Raw genomic sequence first — 18,537 nt, forward strand, 5'->3', positions numbered from 1 at the left:
GTGGATCGGCGATCCGAACCCAACCGCAGTGCCATCTACGCCACCACGCTCGTGGCGTTCCTCGCCATCGCCGGCATCGCGGTGGTGGACCCCATCCTGCCCGCCATCGGCGAAGCCATCGGCGTCACCGCCTGGCAGGTCGAACTGCTCTTCACCGCGTACATCGCGGTGATGGCCGTCGGCATGATCCCGGCCACGCTGGCCAGCGGGAAGTTCGGCTTCAAACCGGTGCTCATCACCGGCGTCTCGGTGGTCGGCCTGGCCGCCATCCTCGCCTCGTTCAGCAACGACATCGTCCAGCTCTCCGTGCTGCGCGGCGTCTGGGGGCTGGGCAACGCGATGTTCTTCGCCACCGCCATGGTGGTGCTGGTCAACCTCGCCAACGACCGGGAATGGGTGGTCGGCCTCTTCGAGACCGCGCTCGGCCTCGGCTTCGCCGTCGGCCCGCTCATCGGCGGCCTGCTCGGCGAGGTGAGCTGGCGGCTGCCGTTCTTCGTCTGCGGCGTGTTCATGGTGCTCGCGCTCGGCGTCGCCGCCCGCAAGCTCCGCGAACCCACGAACAAACAGCCTCCGGTACGCGTCGGCCAGATCTTCGCCACCTACCGCCGGCCGGCGTTCATCACGCTCTGCGTGGTCACCGCCGCGTACAACTTCGTGTTCTTCGTGGTGCTCGGCTACACGCCGCTGTTCCTGCGCCTCGACGTCATCCCGCTGGGCCTCGCGTTCACCGGCTGGGGCCTCGGCCTGGCCGCGGGCATCCTGCTGATCGGCCACCGGCTCGCCCACCGCATCGGCGCGGTGCAGACCGTCGGCGTGGCCATCCTCGGCCTGCTGGTCTGCATGGTGCTGTTCGCCACCTCCACCGGCACCGCCATGTCGCTCGTCGTGCTGGTCATCGCCGGCCTGTTCATGGGCCTGGCCAACGCCAACCTGACCGACCTGGCGCTCGGCCTCGGCTCCGCCGATCGGCGCATTGCCACCGGCGCGTTCAACCTGGTCCGCTGGGGTGCCGCCGCGCCCGCGCCGATCATCTCCGGCAAGCTCGCCGAACACGGCCTGGCGCTGCCGTTCTGGGTCGGCTTCGGGGTGCTCGCCGTCGGCGTGCTGGTCTACCTCGCGTTCGGTCACCTGATGGCCGCCGGCTACGGCGAACGGGTGATCTGGAACCGGGCCGCCCGCGCCGCCGAACACGCCCCGGAGGAGCCGGTGGGGGAGGCGTACTGACCGATCGTCAGGTCAGCGCGCGCCACAGCAGGTAGAGGCCGATCGTGGTGCCGAACAGCACGATGACCGTCTTCAACACCACCGCCGGGAGCCGGCGGGCCAGCCGGGCGCCCGCGTACCCCCCGACGACGGTGGCCGGCGCGACCACCGCGACGGCCACCCACTGCACCGGGCCGAACAACGCGAAGATCACCAGCGTGGTCAGCCCCACCACGGCCGAGAGCAGGTTCTTCACCGCCGTCACCCGGGCCAGCGTGGCGTCCAGCACCAGGGCCAGCCCGGCCACCAGCATCACCCCGAGCGCCGCACCGAAATAGCCGCCGTACACCGTGCCGACCAGGACCATGGTCTGCACGGTGACGGTACGGCGGCGCGGGCTCAACCGCGACGGATGGCCCACCAGCCGGCGCAGCGGATCCTGGAACGCGAGGATCGCGGTCGCGCCGAGCACCAGGAACGGCACCACCACCTCGAACGCGCGCGCCGGCGTGGCCAGCAGCAGCACACAGCCCAACGCCGTGCCGACCGCCGCGGTGGGCAGCAACGACCACAACGCCCGACCGCGCGGCAGATCCGTCCGGCTGCCCGCCACGCTCGCCGCGTACCCCGGGAAGACCGCCACCGAGTTCGACACGTTGGCTGCCACCGGCGGCAGCCCGGTCGCGATCAGCGCCGGGAACGTGATCAGCGAGCCGCCGCCGGCGACCGCGTTCACCGTGCCCGCGGCCAGACCGGCGACCAGCAGCAGCGCGACGTCGGAGAGGTCCATGATCCCCGAGGCTAGTACGCCCGGGTCCGGCTGTCCGGGTACGAGTCGGGGGGACCACTGTGCGGCCCGGATTCCGGTATAACCAGGCGTGACGGGGGCACGGGGAGGCATCGATGCGGGACAGACTGGACCGCGCGCTGCGGGCCGGCCAACTCGACGGCCTGCACGCCGTGGTGGCGGTTCGCGGCGACGAGATCGTGTTGGCACACTACGGCGTCGGCGACGATTTCACCTGGGAGCGTTCGCTGGGCGTCGTGGAGTTCGGGCCCGGGACGCTGCACGACATCCGTTCGGTCACCAAGAGCGTGACCGCGCTGCTGTACGGCATCGCGCTGGGCGACGGGCTGGTCCCGGCACCGGGGGAGCCGCTGCTGCCGCACCTCCCGAGCTATCCCGACCTGGCGGCCGATCCCGTGCGTGCCCGGCTCACCGTCGAGCACGCGCTGACCATGTCGCTCGGGCTGGAATGGCGCGAGGATCTTCCGTACGACAGCCCGGCCAACGCCGAGATCGCGATGGAACTGGCCCCGGACCGGTACCGCTACATCCTGGAACGGCCTGTCGTCGAGCCGCCCGGCACCCGGTGGGCCTACTGCGGCGGCGCCACCGCCCTGCTCGGCCGACTGATCGCCGACGGCACCGGGCAGCCCCTGCCGGAATACGCGCAGGCGAAGCTGTTCGGCCCGCTGGGCATCGACCGTCACGAGTGGCTGGCCGGCCCGGACGGAGTGGCCTCCGCCGCGTCCGGGCTACGGCTCACACCCCGCGACCTGGCCCGGCTGGGCGAGCTGGTGCTGCACGAGGGGGTGTGGGATGGCCGCCCGCTCGTCCCGGCCGACTGGCTCCGCACGATGCTCCAGCCGCGCCTCCAGACCGAATGGGGCGCGCGGTACGGCTACCACTGGTACCTCGACTCCGTCGCGGGCCACGATCTGGTGGCGGCGATGGGCAACGGCGGCCAGCGCCTCTACGTCCTGCCCGACCTGGACCTCAGCGTGGCCGTCACCGCCGGCAACTACGACGACCCTGAGCAGTGGCGGACCCCGCTCGCACTGCTGGAGCAGGTCATCCTCGCCGAGGCCGGGTGACGCGCCGCGAGGCGTCGGGGCGGAAATGGGCGCAGCGGTCGCGTCGTTAGAATGAGGGCGCGACGGACGAGTCGACCGGGCGGTCGCGTCGGCGGGCTACAGCCCGCCGCCGAGGAACGTCCGGACTCCACAGGGCAGGGTGGTTGCTAACGGCAACCCGGGGTGACCCGCGGGACAGTGCCACAGAAAACAGACCGCCGGCCCGTCAAGGGACGGTAAGGGTGAAACGGTGGGGTAAGAGCCCACCAGCACCCCGGGTGACCGGGGTGGCTCGGTAAACCCCACCCGGAGCAAGGCCAAGAAAGGGCCGTCACCGCAAGATGACGACCCGCGCAGACGCTTGAGGGCTGCCCGCCCGATGTCTGCGGGTAGGCCGCTGGAGCCTGCCGGCGACGGCAGGCCTAGATGGATGGCCGCCGCCGGCGCGCCTACGGGCGTGTCGGGCACAGAATCCGGCGTACAGGTCGACTCGTCCGTCGCCCACCAGCTCAGAGACCTGACCATGGCTCTGAGCTGGTTCTATGTCCGGGCGTCGATGGTCGTCGTTGGTCAACTTTGGCCGGCATTTGACGCCCTGACGACGCCCTGACGCCCTGGAGACGCCCTGAGCGGTGGCTCAGTTGGCCTCGTCTCGGGTCGGCCAGGCTGTGCCGTCGGAGGGCCTCTTGGGACGCCGCTCGGTGGTTCCGGAGTCGGGGCCGGCGGCAGCGGGGGAGGGTTGTTCACGTCCTGGCGGTGGAGCTGGCGCCGCGACCCGGTGACTCGGTGGCAAGCCAGTCCCGGGGTTGGACTGGCGCGGCAGTCGGAAGCCCCGACCACTTGGTCAGGTCGCGTCGCCGGCTTCCGTCACGGCCTCGCTGATGGCTGGTTCTTTCACCCGTGGGGGCGGTGTCCCGGCGGCTGTCGGTGGCTCACCGCCGCGGCTTGCCGCCGGCCGGGCTTGCCGCCCCGCACCGCGCGGAGCGCGGTGCCTTGATCTAAGACAGATCAATTCGGCAAGTGGGTGAGCTGGCGCTTTGTCGTGTCACGGCACATGCTTGACACTCGCGTCCCACCAGATGCTTGACATGATCACGAAGCGAAGTTGCTGGCCGCTTCCTCGCGATCATCAAAGTTCTGACATGCGCCGTGTTGGCTCGGCTTCGGCTACTGCGTCGCGGCCCACAGAACTCGTCGTGTTGATCTAGGGTGATGCGATGACCGCCAAGCCCGTGACGACGGTACTGTTCGACTTCGCCTGGACTCTGTTCGCCAGGGACTCGGAGCGCTGGGTGGGCAACGCGGCAGCATCGATCGATCAGACATTGGCTGCCGGCGAGGCGCACCGTATTGCTGGCCACTTCGCGGAACTGTTGCGGGAGACGGCCACGGATCCGGCCCACATCGCCCGAGATCTGGATCCGCGAGTCTGGGATCGGGCGATCATCGCCGTGCTGGAACAGATTCCTGGCGTGGACCAGGCGCTGGCATCGGTCTTGCACGAAACACACGCCGAAGCGATCGAGCCGTACGCCGACACCGTCGCCACCCTGTCCGCATTGCGTGATAGCGGTGTTCGCATCGGCGTCGTCAGCAACGTCGGCTGGGACATCCGCAAATGCTTTGCGCGGCACGGACTCGACGGCTATGTCGATGCGTTCGTACTGTCCTACAAGGTCGGCTTCGTCAAACCGGACCCTCGGATCTGGGGCGCCGCCCTCGAAGCCCTCCATTCCACACCGGGCCAGACCCTGATGGTCGGTGATCATCCCGCCGGCGACGGCGGATCGGTTTCCGCCGGCATACCAGCGCTGATCCTGCCAATGGTGGCTTCGCCCGCGCAGAAACGCGGCTTCGAATACGTGCTCAGGCTTGCCCAGGTTCCGTCCTGACGGGTCTGTCGCTGGCACTCACGTGAAGCTCCTCGCTGTCGAACGTTGAGAGCTGGTTCTATGTCCGGGCGTCGATGGTCGTTCATGGTCAACATTGGCCGGCGTTTGACGCCCTGACGACGCGCTGAGCGCCGGCTCAGTTGACCTCATCTCGGGTCGGGCTGGCTGTGCCGCCGTGGAGGTCGACGCTCGTGGCGTCACGCCCGGCACCGCCGCCGCGGAGCGGACCATCCGGTACGCCTCGTTGTTGCTCGACGCGGGGGAGAGCATCAAGGCCCCGGCGTGGTACCTCGGCCACGCCGACCCCGGCTTCACGCTCCGGGTCTACACGCACCTGATGCCGGCCAGCGAGGAGCGCACCCGTCGTGCAATCGATGATCTTTCCAAGAACCCTCGTCCACAGATTGATTCACGACCCAGAACCGGACGGTCTGGGCATCAGCCGGCGGCGCGACTGGACGGACGGCTCTACCGAGCCGCTACGGTGGCCGACGTGACGGACGCTAAGCCTGTAGTCGAGGTGGTGGCCTACGATCCGGCCTGGTCGGAGCGGTTCAGGGTCGAACAACGGCTGTTGTCTGAGGCGCTGCCTACGGTGCTGAGCGTCGAGCACTTCGGGTCTACCAGCATTCCTGGATTAGCGGCCAAGCCCATCATCGACATCATGGCGGTCGTGCCCAAGGCCGATGCGGTCGTCACTGACCTCCGGTCGCTTGAAAGGCTTGGGTACGTCTATCGTCCGATGGCCTTTCCTGAGGACCATGACCACTTGTTCTTCGCGAAGGACACCGCTGGCGTTCGGAGCCACCACCTGCATATCTTCGGCGTCACGTCGCTGGTGCCCGCGGCGAACCGAGTCCTTCGCGCCTACATCGCGGCCACCCCCGACGCTGCCCGTCGCTACGAGGCGGCAAAGAGGCGTGCGGCCGAGCTGCACCCCTACAGCCGGGCCCAGTACGGGGCCGCGAAGGAAGAAATGATGACGTACTTGTCGGGCGAGGCCCGCCTGTGGAGCCAGTCAGCAAGGCGCCCGTCGGAGAAGGGCTGGTAGACCCCTGACGCCCTGGCGACGCCCTGAGAGGGTGTCAGGAGTGTAAAGTGCCTGCTCAGAGTGCGTGTGCCCTTCACAATCCAGCGTGCAGGTCGACTCGTCCGTCGCCCACCAGCTCAGAGCCGTGATCAAGGCTCTGAGCTGGTTCCGTGTTCGGGCATCGATGGTTGTCGTTGGCTAACTTTGGCCGGCGGCGTTTGACGCCCTGACGCCTTGGAGACGCCTGAGCGCCGGCTCAGTTCGGCGACAGGATGGAAATCGCTTCCGGCATACGGACACGGGCCCTACCCTGCTTGCTCGCAGACGATCCGGTCACCGGCCCGCCGCCGCAATCCGACACCGAGGAGTTGCCGATGCCCCACGTGACGCTTTACGCGCTTGAAGAGGAACTGGTCGGGCATGAACCCCACCTCATCGAGGAACTGACCAATGCGGTCGCCTCCGTGTATGGCGCATGGGCTAGAAGTTCGGTGGATGTCAGGCTGATTGGCGTTCCTACCGGTCGATGGGCCCGCGGCGGAGCGGCGGTCGCTGCAGCCGCCCCCTCGGTCACCTTCGGCATGCGGGAGGAAGTGTTCGCGCGAGAGGACGCAGCCAGAGTCATCGCACAACTTGTCTCCGCCTTCACCGAAGCCGTTACTGCCGTGTTCGGCGAGGATTGTCGCGACGAAGTGCTCGTCGAACTGGTCGGCCAGCCCACGTCCCGGTCCGGGCTCGGCGGGAAGGTCATCAGTGTCGGCAGCTAGTGGGATCTCTTCCCTAGTCGGGCTGGCTATGCCGCTGAGGGCCGGCGTTCGATGGTTCCGGAGCGGAGCCGGCGGCTGTGGGGGAAGGCCGGGCACCTCTTGGCGGTGGAGCTGGTGCCGCGACCGGTGATCCGGTGGCAAGCCAGTCCCGGGGTTGGACCGGCGCGGCAGGCGAAGCCCAGTCCATTCGACCAGAGCGGCCCCGCTGGCTTCCGTCACGGCTCTCTCCGGAAAAGCCGGCGAAGTCGATCGTGACGTTCGAGGCCTCGAACGCTCGCTCGATGTGCGGCCGGAGCCCCACCCGGGCGTTCGGTATTGGCGCGGACAAAGGCGCCGCTGCCCTGACGGGTCACGATCAGCCGCCCGTCTTGCAGCTTCCGCAAGGCGGCCTTGATGGTCTCGCGGGCGATGCTGAACCGTTCGACGAGGGCGTGTTGCGACGGCAACTTCTCACCTCGGCGGTGGCGAAATTCGTTGTCCGGTCTTCGGAGCGTAGTGGTAGAAAACCGCGTGCATAGGACTCTTACGTTCTCTGATCACCTGCGGCTGATCGACGAACGGTCGACCGCCTTCCGTGCTGCGGTCGCTGCGGCACCCGGTCTCGACGTGCAGGTTCCGACCCATCCCGAGCGGACGCTGTTCGATCTCGTGCAACACGTGGGCCTGGCCCGCCGCAAATCGGCTGCCATCGTCGCCGCCGGGCCTGCGGACGCGCCCCCGGAGAAGTCGGTCTGGGACGACGGCACGGGTGCGCCTCGGGAACGCGAGGCACTGCTGGCCTGGTGGACGGAGTCCATCGAGCAACTGACGAGCGCACTGCGTACGGCCGGCCCGGATCGCAGGTGTTGGACGTGGTGGGATGATTCGCCGTCACCGCAGACGTCTGGAGCCTGGGCGCGGCGACAGGTTCCCGAGATCGCGGTGTACACCTACGACGTCCAGCTCACCCTGGGTGCCCCGCAGCCGTTGCCGGACGAGGTCGCCCTCGACGGGTTCGACGACTGTCAGTTCACCCTCTGCGCGACCACGGTCGCCTGGCCACACGACCCCGCCGTCGTCGATTACCACGCCACCGAGGGCCACTCCTGGCGCCTTCGGCTCTCCCGCGACGGGGCACAGGTCGTCCGCCTCACGTCCGCTGCCGGGGAGGATCCCACGACGGTCGACGTCTCCGCCCGGGGCACGGCGAGCGACCTCGTCCTGTTCTTCTACGGCCGGATACCGCTGGATTCGCTGGAGTTCGAAGGCGACCGTCGCGTCTTCGATCAGCTCGCCGCCTGGGACCCGTCCGTGTGACAACCGACGACGTGGGGCGGTGCCCGGCGGCTGACTCTTCCGGATCTTGCGCCGATCCCCGACCGGTGCCAGGCTTCGAAGATGACCTTGCTCAGGCTCATCGAGACGACTCCAGGACAGTATTCGCTGCTGCTGGATGCGGGGACCACGCCGGTTGACGCCCTGGTTGAGGAACTCGGTCACGAGCCCAACGGGTACTTCTGGGAAGGCGTCGCGGAGGTTCTCGTCAGCACCGAGGCCCCGACGCTCGAAGGCCGGTTCGCCTACGACCCGGAGGGTGGCATGTTCTGCGCCTACGGCACCGATCGGGGCGCGCTGCAAGAGCTGGAAGCTCTGATGAACGCGGTCGCGACCAACGGCGAACGCATGCGGCGCCTGGTCACTGACGCCGAAGCGCGCGGGTTCGAGTTCGACGACTGACAGTCAGTGACTAACGGAACTCGTGCACGACCTCGATCGGACCCACGATGTGCGCGTTGAACTCGGCAAGCTCCTCGGCGGGCACCCACAGCTCCAGGATGGTCTGCCCGCCGGCTTGTCGCACCGGGTAGCGCTTCAGGAACTCCGACTCCACGTGGAAGCGGGTCACGTAGCCGACGCCGGAGGCGGGCACGTTCCAGTCCCGGGCGATCCTGACCGCGTAGTCCTCGTTCAGGACCGGGTAGAAGATCGGCTGGTCCGGCAGGCGCGGCGGCCACGCCCGCCAGCCGGACTCACGGACGAGGTCCAGCTCCGCCGGCCCGGTCGGGCGCCACAGCACCGTCGTACCGTCACCGCCGCTCATGTCCACCTCGCCGTCCGCGTTGCTGATCAGCCCGGACGGTACCGGCCCGGCCTTCCCCGGGACCACCGCATTCGGCAGCCGGCGGGGACGGGCCCGGCCGTCCGGCCGGGCCCGTCCCTGTCGCACCGGTCAGTACGGGTAGATGGTGAACCTGTTCAGGTAGGCGCAGTTGGGATCGTTGGCCAGGACCTGGGACACGTACCAGCCGTCCGGCACGTTGCTGGCCGCGCACATGCTCATGCCGGGGTAGATCTCGTTCGTGATCTGCCAACGGTTCAGGTAGCCGCAGCTCGGGTCGTTGGAGCGGCCCAGGGTCGCGACCCACCCGGCGGGAATCGAGCCGACCGCGCAGATGGAGGTCGTCGCGGCCTGGGCCGGGCTGCCGATCGCCAGGGATGCGCCCACCCCGGCCACCGTGACGGTCAGGGCCACCGCGCCGTTCCGGGCCGTCGTCGCCCACGTTCTGAAGTGTCTTCTGTCCATTGTCTGCCGCCTTTCTCGAGTGCGGGATGCGAGCTGTGCGGAATGGAATTACGCCGAAGGTCGAACTGCACTCAGAGTCGTCGGATGACGTACCGGTTGAGGTATGCGCAGTTCGGGTCGTTGGCCAGCACCTGGGTGACCACCCAGCCGCCGGGGACGTCCGACGCCGCGCACATGGAGATGCCGTCGTACAGGCTGGAGGTGATCTGGTAGCGGTTGAGGTTCGCGCAGTTCGGGTCGTTGGACCGGGCGCCGGTGGCGATCCAGCCGCCGGGAATGCCGGTCGCCGCGCAGACGGAGATGCCGTCGTAGAGGCCGGCCCTGATCTGGAAACGGTTGCTGTATCCGCAGGTGGCGTCATTGGCGGCGCCGCCGGTGGCGTACCAGCCCCCGGGGATTCCCCACAGGCTGCAGACGGGGATGCCCTCGTAGAGGTCGTTGGTGATGGCCAGTCGGTGGTAACCGGCGCACTGGTTGATCCCGACGCCGGTGACCACGTAGCCGGCCGGCACCCCGGCGTTGGCGCAGACGACCGTCGAGTCGGCGCGGGCGGGTTCGGTGTTGCCGGCGACGGTGCCGACGACGGTCAGGCCGAGCACGGCCAGGGCGGCGAGTCCGTGCCGCAGCATTGCTCCCATCCGGCGGGGAACGCGTTTCCGCATACGTCTTACCTCCAGTTCGCGGACAACTTCGGAGCGTGGATAATTGCTCGCCGTCACATTGACGACGAACGCTCGATGAGATCGGACGTTAGCAACCAGAGGTGAATCGCGCGAAGCGAGGATCCGGCTTTCCCGCTCCGGAAAAGCCATTCCGCCAATGCTAAGACAATTTAGCCTGCGGCTATGTGTTGTTGGAGATCGACGGTGTCTCGGCGGTCAGTTCCGCATCGCGCGCCGCCTGTGCCCGGTAGAGGTGGTGCAGCAACAGGAACCCCCGTACGGTCGGCTCCGGCCGGCCCTCGGCGGACCGCTCCAGCAGCGCGTCGCCCACCTGGCGCTCCAGCCGGTGGAGGCGTCGCTGCACGGTGCTCGGCGAGCAGCCCAGCCGGGAGGCGGCCTGCGGGGCCGAGCCGGTGCGCAGCACCTCGAAGGCGGCCTGGAGGTCGTTCCAGTCGATGACGTCGCGAGCCGGGTCGGGGTCGCCGGCCTCGTCAACGCCGATCGTCACGGCGCTGATCACCTCGGCGTAATGCGCGTCCAACCAGGACCGGAATGCCGGCACGGACCACGCGCGGGAGAGATACCAGCCGATGAGGACGCCGCAGAACCGGTCGGCGAGTGCGGCGGGAAGACGCTCGGGATTCCAGGCCACCACCAGGTCCAGGCTGGGCAGGCCGATCACCGGGCGGACCACCACCTCGTCGTCGGTGCGGGCGACCGGCACGCAGAGCGTCACCGCGTGCCCGCCCGCCACCAGGTCCCGGATGCTGCGGGTGCGGTCCGTCCGGTACGCGATCCGCGGGTGGAAGCCGTGGCCCCGGCACGCCTCGACCAGGAGTTGCTCGACCGCCGGATCGTTGCTGGTCAGCCAGGGCTCGTGCCGGAGTTCGGCGAGCGTCAGCACCGGGTTCGCGGCGAGCGGATGCCGGGTGCTCATCGCCAGGCGCAGCGGATCGCGGACGGCCACGTGCCGCCGTACCGAGGCGGCGACCGGCGCGTGGTGCAGCGTGTGCACCCCGAGGAAGATGTCGAGGGCGCCCTGCGCCAGGTCGGCCATCGCGAGTTCCGGCCGGAGTTCGGCCCCGTGCCAACGGCTCGCCGGCCAGCGTTGCGAGAACCACCGCACCAGCTCGCCGAGCGAGGTCACATAGGTGGCGAAGGCACACTCGGGCGGGCCGGCGACCGGGGGAGCGGTGGCGGCGCGCAGCGGGCCTGCCATGCGTCGCGCGGCGTCGGCAAGCGCCCGACCGGCGGCGGTGACCTGCACTCCGCTGCCGGTGCGGTCGAACAGGTCGGTGCCGGCGAGTTGTTCGGCGGCGTTCACCCGTCGACTCAGCGCCGGCTGCGAGACCCGCAGCAGCTCGGCGGCCCGGGTCATGCTGGACGTCGTGCTCACCACGCCGATGGTGTGCAGCATCCCCCACGGCAGCGCGGACCCGGGTTCGGTCATCGTGCTCACCGTTCCGTCGGGTGGACGGCGAGCGCGACCGCCCCGCACCGCGCCACCACCGGCCACCGGCAACGACATGCGCGCAGCCTAGGCGACCGACTGACCGACCGGTGCGGGGAGGCCGCCTCGGTCGGCCGGCGGTCCCTCGCGGTCCTGGCGCGAGGGGTTGTGGCACGCTGCGGTGATGATCGCGCTCGCGGACATCGAGGCCGCCGCGGACCGGATCGCCGGTCACGTGGTCCACACGCCCACCGTGCCCAGCCCCGGCCTGTCCGAGCTGTTCGGCGTGCCGGTCACCGCCAAGTTGGAGCTGCTGCAACGTACCGGGTCGTTCAAGGCCCGGGGCGCGGCGGCGAAGCTGCTCGCGCTGGACGACGCCGAGCGGGCGGCCGGCGTGGTGGCGGTCAGCGGCGGCAACCACGGCATCGCGGTCGCGGTGATGGCCGGCGCGCTGGGCGTGGCGGCGACCGTGGTGATGCCGCGGACCGCGCCGGCGCGGGCCGTCGAGGTCTCCCGCGCGGCCGGCGCGGACGTCCGCCTGACCGACGACATGGCCGCCGCGTTCGCGCTCATGTCCCGGTTGCGGGAGGACGGTCGTACGCTGGTGCACCCGTTCGACGACCCGGTGGTGCTCGCCGGTCAGGGCACGGTCGGGCTGGAGTTCGCCGACGACGCCGGTGAGCTGACCGACGTGCTGGTCAGCATCGGTGGCGGGGCGCTGATCTCCGGGGTGACGGCGGCGCTGCGGGCCCGCCGGCCGGGGGTACGCGTCTGGGGCGTGGAGACCGAAGGCGCGCAGGCCATGTCGCAGGCCCTCGCCAAGGGCGGGCCGGTCGAGGTGCCGCTGTCGTCGATCGTCACCACGCTCAGCGCGCCGACCGTCTCGCAGCTCACCTACGACCACGTGACGGCGCTGGTCACCGACGTGCTCGTGGTCTCCGACGCGGAGGCGGTGCGCGGCACGGTGGAACTGGCGGAGCACGCGAAGGTCTGGGCCGAGCCGGCCGCCGGATGTCTGCTGCCGGCGGCCCGTCGGGTCCGCGACCGGGTGGGTGCGGACGCCCGGCTGGGCCTGGTGGTCTGTGGCGGCAACACCACAGTCGCGGACGTGACCGCCTGGACCGCGCGCTTCGGCGGCTGACTGCCCGCGCGCTATCCGAGGTCGGTGGGGTAGGGGCGGTCGAGCACGAAGCTCTTCATCACGAGCGTGGAGTTCAGCCGCTGGACGCCGGGGAGCGCCGACAACACGTCGTCCTCCAGTCGCGCGTACGCGTCCAGGTCGGCCGTCCGCACCCGGAGCAGGTAGTCCGGGTCGCCGAACAGGCGCTGGGCCAGCAGGACGTTCGGGACGGCTGCCACGCCCTCCTCGAAGGCGAGCAGCGTGGCCCGGTCCTCCTGCTTCATGGTGACGAACACCAGGGCCTCGAAGCCCAACCCCAGCTTCTTCGGGTCCACCACCGCCCGGTAGCCCACGATCGCCCCGGACGCTTCCAGGTCACGCACCCGCCGATGCGTCGGAGACACCGTCAACCCGATCCGTGCCGCCAGGTCGGTCAGGCTCAACCGCCCGTCCTGCTGCAACTCAGCAAGGATCTTCCGATCAGACGCATCCATCGTCGAGATTCTTCCACAACCTGCGATTGGGGCTGCAAAAGACGGAAACACATTCTGGCGATTGGTCGATAGGTTTCCTCGCAGGAGGGAGGCACCGTGGAACCCGCTGCCGTGCTCGCGTTCGCCGCCATCGCGTTCACCCTCGTCGTCGTCCCCGGTCCCGACTGGGCGTTCGTGCTCGCGGCCGGCACGCACGACCGCGTCGTGGCGCCCGCCGTGGGTGGCCTCATGGCCGGCTACGCGCTCATCACGCTCCTGGTCGCGGCCGGTGTCGGTCCGCTCGTCGCGGGCCTGCCCCTCGCCCTGACCGGGCTCACCGTGGCCGGGGCCGGTTACCTGATCCACCTCGGCGTCCGGACCCTACGCGGCACCGGGCGGGTCGGCGACGTCGACGCGTACGCCGTGACCGCGTCCTCCCCGGCCCGCTACTTCATCCGGGGGGTCGGCGTGAGCGCCCTGAACCCCAAGGGCCTCCTGATCTTCCTGTCGGTCCTGCCGCAGTTCACCCGGAGCGCCGGCGGATGGCCGCCGCCGGCGCAGCTCGCCACCCTCGGCGGCGTCTTCGTGCTCATCGTCGCGCTCTTCTACCTCCCGCTCGGTTACGCCGCCGATCGCATCCTCGGGGTGCGGCCCTGCGTCGCCCGGATCACCACGTACGTCGCCGGCACGGCGATGGTGCTCGTCGGAGTGGCGTTGCTCGTCGAGCGGCTCGTGGAGGCGGCCCGGTAGAACCGCGGGACGTTCGCCGCCGGCGAGACGACGACCCGGCCGCGCCGGGCCTCGGGGCGGGCGCGACCGGGTCGGTCGGTCAGGGCGTGGCCGGGGTGACGCCGTCGAGCAGGTCGGCGAGCCGGGCCGCGGTGTCCGGGGCGTGCAGGTGCAGACGCGCCACGTTGATGCTGTCCGTGCCGACCACGGCGAGCAACGCCTGCCGGCTGACCGCGTACACGCTGAGGTAGCCGTTCTCGTTGCGCACGGTGGACTGCTGGAAGTCGCCCTGGCCCAGCCGGAAGCCGACCTGCCGGCCCAGCCCGAACATGGTCGCCGCGAGCGCCGCCAGGTCGTCCGGGTTGGCCTCGTTCTGCAGGTTGTGCGTGATCAGCAGACCGTCGACGCCGCCGAGGACGCAGCCGTGCACACCGGGGATCTGTAGCCGCAGGGCGGACAGTTCCCGGCCGATGGCCGGGTACGGCAGCGTCGGGTTGCCCGCCAGCGACGGCGGCAACCTCCGCGCCGGTGGCAGCGTGCCGGCCGCGGCCGGCGTACGGCGGGGGAGATCGTCCACCCGGCTCACAGTTCCAGGCTCTCCTCGATCGCGCGCAGCTGGTGCCGGGCCATCGCCAGGTTGGCCCGGCTCTTGCTCACCATGAGGTACAGGAACAGGCCCTTGCCGGTGCGGTTGCTCAGCGGCCGGATGAGGTGGTACTGGCTGCCGAGCGTGATGAGGATGTCCTCGATCTCGTCGTCGAGCTTCAACATCTCGATGGTGCGCAGCTTGGCGCGGACCACGTCGGTGTTGCCGGCGGCGGCGACCGTCAGGTCGATCTCACCGGTGCCGCCGGCCACGCCGAGTGTCATGCCGCTGGTGTAGTCGACGAGCGCGGCTCCGATCGCGCCGTCGATGCTCATCGCGTTCTTCAACGCGACGTCGAGGTTGCCCACGGTGTTCTCCCCAGGGTGTTGGCCGGGTGGGCCGGTCTCCGCTCGGGGTGTCGTGCGGGCTGACAGCCGGCGCCTCCCGTGAATATGCTTCGTCGAAGGCTTCCACAAGGAGGTCCGGCCTGCACCCGAGTGGCCGGTGATCCACCTGTCCGGTCCGCCCCGGCCGGCCCCTGGTCCCGTATATGGGACTCGCCGGCCGATGGTCGATCGTGGACCCACCTGCTAAGCGCCGTCGAGCCGGCGGGTGCCACCACCCTATGTAGTAGACCGATACAGTGCGGCGGTGCGACTGACCATTCCCGTGGTGAAGGTGCTCTCGGCGTTGCTCACCGCACCCGAGGAGCCGCGCTACGGCCTCGACCTGATGCGCCTCACCGGCCTGCCCAGCGGCACGCTCTACCCGGTGCTGCACCGCCTCCGGGCGGCCGGCTGGCTCGCCGCCGACTGGGAGGACGTCGACCCGGTCGCGGCCGGCCGGCCCGCCCGCCGCTACTACCGCCTCACCGGCGACGGGATCCGCGCCGCCCGGCTGGCCCTGGCCGAGCTGCGCGCACCGGCACCCGGGCACCGTCCGCGCTCCGGCGGCGTCGGGCCGACCGGAGCCCCGGCGTGGTGACCCGGCGTACCGCCGCGCTCCTGCTGCGCGCGGCGGTACGCCGCTGGCCGGCGGCATCCCGCGCCGAGCTGGGCCGGGAGTGGGCCGCCGAGCTGCACGAGCTGGCCCGGTCGGGGCGGCGGTGGGCGATGCTCCGCTTCGCCGCCAGCCTGGCGACCAGCCGGGCGGCCACGTCGCCCGTCGACCGGGCCGTGCCGCGCGGGCGCCTGTGGGCTGCCGATCGCCGCGACGGCGGCGGTGGTCGCCGCGATCCCGGCGACCGCACCCGCCGTCGCCGACCTGCCGCCGGACGCGGTGGACCGGATGTCCGCGCCGCTCTGGCTGTTCACCTGCTGGACCGACTCGTCGTTCGGGCTGCCCCGCCCGACGGCGTGGGAACGGTTCCTCATCACCGACCGGGTGGTGGTCGAGCCCATGTTCTACCTGGCCTGCACGCCCTACGCGGTGGCGTACGCGGTCGCGGCGGCCCGGCCGCCCCGGGCTTCGGCACCCGGTCCGGAGCCCGTCGCGGCACCCGTCTGACGCCCGGCGGAGGTCTTCCGCCGTTCCCCCTCGGAACGGCCCCGATCAGGTCTAATGTGGAGAAGGCGACGACTATTTGTGGCGTTCCGGTGGCGGCCGGGCGGTTCCCGGTGCACAGTGATCGCATGAGCGACGACGGAAGTGGTGGGCACTACTACTGGTGCACGCGACACCACCGGGTCGAGACCGATGCCGACGTGTGCCCCGCGAAGCACGTTCTCGGACCGTATGCCTCAGCCGCCGACGCGGAGAACGCCCTGCAACAGGTGCGGGAGCGGAACGACGCGTGGGACGCCGAGGACGCCCGTTGGGCCGGGGAGGGCCGATAGACGGCGCGGGACGGACCGCGTCGAGGTTATCCGTGCTCCGCGAGGGCGAGAGCACGTCCCCAGGAAAGGGAACCGAGATGGCCGTAGCACAGCAGGCCACCACCCGCCCGGCCGCGAAACGGACGACCGCGAAGAGGACCACCGCGGGCAGGACGACGACGGTCACCAAGGCGTCGCCGAACGCCTCGGGCGCCGGCGCCGGACGGACCCCGGCCAGGAAGGCGGTCGCGAAGAAGGCGGCGGCCAAGAAGGTCGTGTCGGCGGCGCGTAAGGCGCCGGCCACCAGGACCACCGCCAAGAGCGCGCCCGCCAGGAAGGCCACCGCGAAGAAGACGGCGGCGAAGAAGGCCCCCGCGAAGAAGACCACGACGGCAGCGGCGAAGAAGACCACCGCCGCGAAGAAGGCGCCGGCCAGGAAGACCACCACCGCCGCCGCCAAGAAGACCACCGCGGCGAAGAAGACCACGGCGGCGAAGAAGACCACGGCGGCGAAGAAGACGACCGGAGCCCGGAAGGTCACCACGGCGGCCAAGAAGACCACCGCCAGCAGGACCACGGCCGCGAAGAAGACGGCGGCGAAGAAGACCACCGCCTCCACCCGGCCGACGGCCCGGAAGACGGCGGCCAAGAAGGCGCCCGCGCGCAAGACCACCACCGCGCGCAAGACCACCACCGCCGCGAAGAAGACCACGGCGGCCAAGAAGGCGCCGGCCCGCAAGACCACCACCGCGCGCAAGACCACCGCCCGGAAGGCGCCGGCCCGCCGGGCCTCCGCCTGACCACTGCCGCCGCCGGCGGGGAGGGGCCGCCCGCCGACCCGCCGGCCCGGTGAGCGGAACGGGCGGGGCGCTGTCAGGATTGACCGCGTGGTCATCCGACGCGTACTGGCGCCCCGCATCGACTTCGGCGCGCTGCGCCGCGAGCTGGGACTGCCCGACAGCTTCCCGCCCGCGGCGCAGCGCGAGGCCGACGACGCCGCAGCCGCGCCGCTGCCGGCCGTCGCCGACCGGACCGACGTCCCGTTCGTCACCGTCGACCCGGCGACCTCGCGCGACCTCGACCAGGCCATGCACCTCGCCCGCCGCGCCGGCGGCGGCTACCGCGTCCGGTACGCGATAGCCGACGTCCTCACCCACGTCCGCCCCGGCGGTGAGCTGGAGGCGGAGACCTGGCGGCGCGGCCAGACCGTCTACCTGCCGGACGGCAACGTGCCGTTGCACCCGCACACGCTCAGCGAGGGCGCGGCCAGCCTGCTGCCCGACGTCGACCGGGCCGCCGTGCTCTGGACCATCGACCTCGACGCCGACGGCGGCACCGTCGCGGTCACACTCGAACGGGCCCGGGTCCGCAGCCGCGCCAAACTCGACTACGGCGGCGTGCAGCGCGACGCCGACGCCGGCCGGCTGCCCGAGCCGATCGCGCTGCTGCCCGAGATCGGCGCGCTGCTCACCGAGCGTGGGCTGCGCCGCGGCGCGATCAACCTGCCGCTGCCCGAGCAGGACGTCGAGCCCGACGGCGACGGGTGGCGGCTGGTGCTGCGCGGCCCCGGCCCGATGGAGGAGCACAACGCCCAGATCTCGTTGCTGACCGGCATGGCCGCCGCCGACATCATGCTCGCCGGCCGGATCGGGCTGCTGCGGACCATGCCCCGCCCCCGGTCGGAGGCGGTCGACCGGCTGCGGCTGGCCGCCGGCCCGCTCGGCGTGCCCTGGCCGGACGGCACGTCGGTCGGTCGGGTGCTCGCCGGGCTGGACGCGTCGCAGCCCCGGGCCGCCGCGTTCGTCGACCAGGCCGCCGAGCTGATGCGCGGGGCCGCGTACACCGCCTTCGACGGCGCGGTGCCCGAGCAGCCGGAGCACGGCGGGGTGGCCGCCGCGTACGCGCACGTCACGGCGCCGCTGCGCCGGCTCGCCGACCGGTACGCCACCGAGGTCTGCCTCGCCCTGCACGACGGCCGGGAGGTGCCCGCGCACGTCCGTGCCGCGCTGCCGAAGCTGCCCGAGGTGATGGCGGCGACCGACCGGACGGCCGGCGCGGCCACCCGCGGCGCGATCGAGCTGGCCGAGGCGGTGCTGCTGGCGCCCCGGGTGGGGGAGACGTTCGAGGCGGCGGTGCTGGACGTGGACGAGCCGCGACCGGCGGGCAACGGCCGGCCCGGCCGACCGCCGGGCGGCACGGTCGCGCTGGACGAGCCGCCGGTACGGGCCCGCTGCACCGGGGAACTGCCGCTCGGCGAGCGCGTCCGGGTCCGGCTGACCGTGGCCGACCCGGCCGAGCGGAAGGTCGCCTTCGAGCGCGCCTGACCGGGGTCGCCCGCGCGTCCGCCCGGCCGGTGTCGCCCTCGCGCGCGGGCATTGTCACAGCGTCTCG

22 protein-coding genes, 1 other RNA gene and 1 pseudogene are annotated in these 18,537 nt (G+C 71.0%); 15 read left to right on the top strand and 9 right to left on the bottom strand.

Translation table 11 applies throughout. The features are described from left to right. Window positions 1-1,224, top strand: a complete 1,224-nt coding sequence (locus ACLQ2W_RS19380) for an MFS transporter (protein ID WP_425787635.1) — start codon at window positions 1-3, stop codon at window positions 1,222-1,224. 7 nt (window positions 1,225-1,231) lie between these two features. On the opposite strand, the gene ACLQ2W_RS19385 is transcribed toward ACLQ2W_RS19380, so the two are convergent. Beyond that, the gene (locus ACLQ2W_RS19385) at window positions 1,232-1,993 is read right to left on the bottom strand and encodes a sulfite exporter TauE/SafE family protein (protein ID WP_425787636.1); all 762 of its coding nucleotides are present in this window, start codon (window positions 1,991-1,993) and stop codon (window positions 1,232-1,234) included. Window positions 1,994-2,106: 113 nt separating this feature from the next. On the opposite strand from ACLQ2W_RS19385, the gene ACLQ2W_RS19390 reads away from it, so the two are divergent. From ACLQ2W_RS19390 to ACLQ2W_RS19410, 5 genes are all read left to right on the top strand, one after another. Further along, window positions 2,107-3,081 carry a serine hydrolase domain-containing protein gene (locus ACLQ2W_RS19390; RefSeq protein WP_425787637.1) on the top strand — a complete coding sequence of 325 codons (975 nt, stop codon included), beginning with the start codon at window positions 2,107-2,109 and terminating at the stop codon, window positions 3,079-3,081. 67 nt (window positions 3,082-3,148) lie between these two features. Continuing rightward, window positions 3,149-3,557: RNase P RNA component class A (gene rnpB, locus ACLQ2W_RS19395), an RNA gene on the top strand. Window positions 3,558-4,277: 720 nt separating this feature from the next. Further along, window positions 4,278-4,952 (top strand): HAD family hydrolase, encoded by a 675-nt coding sequence (locus tag ACLQ2W_RS19400; RefSeq protein ID WP_425787638.1) that lies wholly within the window; start codon window positions 4,278-4,280, stop codon window positions 4,950-4,952. Window positions 4,953-5,127: 175 nt separating this feature from the next. Further along, window positions 5,128-6,003 (top strand): GrpB family protein, encoded by an 876-nt coding sequence (locus tag ACLQ2W_RS19405; protein ID WP_425787639.1) that lies wholly within the window; start codon window positions 5,128-5,130, stop codon window positions 6,001-6,003. A 353-nt stretch (window positions 6,004-6,356) separates the two neighbouring features. After that, the gene (locus ACLQ2W_RS19410; RefSeq protein WP_184689931.1) at window positions 6,357-6,749 is read left to right on the top strand and encodes a tautomerase family protein; all 393 of its coding nucleotides are present in this window, start codon (window positions 6,357-6,359) and stop codon (window positions 6,747-6,749) included. A 220-nt stretch (window positions 6,750-6,969) separates the two neighbouring features. On the opposite strand, the pseudogene ACLQ2W_RS19415 reads toward ACLQ2W_RS19410, so the two are convergent. Further along, a pseudogene (locus tag ACLQ2W_RS19415) lies at window positions 6,970-7,204 on the bottom strand (GntR family transcriptional regulator); the annotation flags it as partial. 40 nt (window positions 7,205-7,244) lie between these two features. Here ACLQ2W_RS19415 and ACLQ2W_RS19420 point away from each other — a divergent pair. Both ACLQ2W_RS19420 and ACLQ2W_RS19425 read left to right on the top strand, forming a co-directional pair. Continuing rightward, complete coding sequence (locus ACLQ2W_RS19420) at window positions 7,245-8,045, top strand: maleylpyruvate isomerase family mycothiol-dependent enzyme (protein WP_425787640.1); 801 nt, start codon at window positions 7,245-7,247, stop codon at window positions 8,043-8,045. Window positions 8,046-8,126: 81 nt separating this feature from the next. Further along, a complete protein-coding gene (locus ACLQ2W_RS19425; protein ID WP_425787641.1) occupies window positions 8,127-8,465 on the top strand; it encodes an immunity 51 family protein in 339 nt (112 codons plus the stop codon). Window positions 8,466-8,475: 10 nt separating this feature from the next. On the opposite strand, the gene ACLQ2W_RS19430 is transcribed toward ACLQ2W_RS19425, so the two are convergent. The 4 genes from ACLQ2W_RS19430 to ACLQ2W_RS19445 all read right to left on the bottom strand — a co-directional run bounded on the left by ACLQ2W_RS19430 (window position 8,476) and on the right by ACLQ2W_RS19445 (window position 11,424). After that, window positions 8,476-8,829 (bottom strand): hypothetical protein, encoded by a 354-nt coding sequence (locus tag ACLQ2W_RS19430; protein ID WP_425787879.1) that lies wholly within the window; start codon window positions 8,827-8,829, stop codon window positions 8,476-8,478. A 129-nt stretch (window positions 8,830-8,958) separates the two neighbouring features. Beyond that, complete coding sequence (locus tag ACLQ2W_RS19435; RefSeq protein ID WP_425787642.1) at window positions 8,959-9,234, bottom strand: hypothetical protein; 276 nt, start codon at window positions 9,232-9,234, stop codon at window positions 8,959-8,961. A gap of 149 nt (window positions 9,235-9,383) precedes the next feature. Further along, window positions 9,384-9,941 (bottom strand): hypothetical protein, encoded by a 558-nt coding sequence (locus ACLQ2W_RS19440; RefSeq protein ID WP_405090652.1) that lies wholly within the window; start codon window positions 9,939-9,941, stop codon window positions 9,384-9,386. Window positions 9,942-10,155: 214 nt separating this feature from the next. Then, window positions 10,156-11,424 (bottom strand): LysR family transcriptional regulator, encoded by a 1,269-nt coding sequence (locus ACLQ2W_RS19445; protein ID WP_425787643.1) that lies wholly within the window; start codon window positions 11,422-11,424, stop codon window positions 10,156-10,158. Between the two features lie 184 nt (window positions 11,425-11,608). On the opposite strand from ACLQ2W_RS19445, the gene ACLQ2W_RS19450 reads away from it, so the two are divergent. Then, window positions 11,609-12,565: a threonine/serine dehydratase gene (locus ACLQ2W_RS19450; protein ID WP_425787644.1), complete on the top strand. Its 957-nt coding sequence runs from the start codon at window positions 11,609-11,611 to the stop codon at window positions 12,563-12,565. Window positions 12,566-12,576: 11 nt separating this feature from the next. Here the strand turns inward: ACLQ2W_RS19450 and ACLQ2W_RS19455 are convergent, their stop codons facing one another. Further along, a complete protein-coding gene (locus ACLQ2W_RS19455; protein ID WP_425787645.1) occupies window positions 12,577-13,038 on the bottom strand; it encodes an Lrp/AsnC family transcriptional regulator in 462 nt (153 codons plus the stop codon). Between the two features lie 96 nt (window positions 13,039-13,134). Here ACLQ2W_RS19455 and ACLQ2W_RS19460 point away from each other — a divergent pair, with 96 nt between their 5' ends. After that, window positions 13,135-13,767: a LysE family translocator gene (locus tag ACLQ2W_RS19460; RefSeq protein ID WP_425787646.1), complete on the top strand. Its 633-nt coding sequence runs from the start codon at window positions 13,135-13,137 to the stop codon at window positions 13,765-13,767. A gap of 79 nt (window positions 13,768-13,846) precedes the next feature. Here ACLQ2W_RS19460 and ACLQ2W_RS19465 read toward each other — a convergent pair whose 3' ends face one another. Both ACLQ2W_RS19465 and ACLQ2W_RS19470 read right to left on the bottom strand, forming a co-directional pair. Beyond that, window positions 13,847-14,323, bottom strand: coding sequence for a roadblock/LC7 domain-containing protein (locus ACLQ2W_RS19465; protein WP_233220193.1), 477 nt, complete (start codon window positions 14,321-14,323; stop codon window positions 13,847-13,849). A 5-nt stretch (window positions 14,324-14,328) separates the two neighbouring features. Continuing rightward, entirely contained in the window at window positions 14,329-14,700 is a 372-nt protein-coding gene (locus ACLQ2W_RS19470; RefSeq protein WP_107161564.1) for a hypothetical protein, read from the bottom strand. Between the two features lie 283 nt (window positions 14,701-14,983). Here ACLQ2W_RS19470 and ACLQ2W_RS19475 point away from each other — a divergent pair, with 283 nt between their 5' ends. The 5 genes from ACLQ2W_RS19475 to ACLQ2W_RS19495 all read left to right on the top strand — a co-directional run bounded on the left by ACLQ2W_RS19475 (window position 14,984) and on the right by ACLQ2W_RS19495 (window position 18,470). Beyond that, a complete protein-coding gene (locus ACLQ2W_RS19475; protein ID WP_425787647.1) occupies window positions 14,984-15,316 on the top strand; it encodes a PadR family transcriptional regulator in 333 nt (110 codons plus the stop codon). A gap of 237 nt (window positions 15,317-15,553) precedes the next feature. Then, a complete protein-coding gene (locus tag ACLQ2W_RS19480; protein ID WP_425787648.1) occupies window positions 15,554-15,838 on the top strand; it encodes a hypothetical protein in 285 nt (94 codons plus the stop codon). 125 nt (window positions 15,839-15,963) lie between these two features. Next, window positions 15,964-16,167: a hypothetical protein gene (locus tag ACLQ2W_RS19485; RefSeq protein ID WP_107161651.1), complete on the top strand. Its 204-nt coding sequence runs from the start codon at window positions 15,964-15,966 to the stop codon at window positions 16,165-16,167. Between the two features lie 77 nt (window positions 16,168-16,244). After that, window positions 16,245-16,946, top strand: coding sequence for a histone (locus ACLQ2W_RS19490; protein WP_425787649.1), 702 nt, complete (start codon window positions 16,245-16,247; stop codon window positions 16,944-16,946). Between the two features lie 87 nt (window positions 16,947-17,033). Continuing rightward, window positions 17,034-18,470 carry an RNB domain-containing ribonuclease gene (locus tag ACLQ2W_RS19495; RefSeq protein WP_425787650.1) on the top strand — a complete coding sequence of 479 codons (1,437 nt, stop codon included), beginning with the start codon at window positions 17,034-17,036 and terminating at the stop codon, window positions 18,468-18,470. Window positions 18,471-18,537: the final 67 nt, after the last annotated feature.

The sequence above is a fragment of the Micromonospora sp. DT227 genome, from assembly GCF_049841835.1.
GTDB lineage: Bacteria > Actinomycetota > Actinomycetes > Mycobacteriales > Micromonosporaceae > Micromonospora.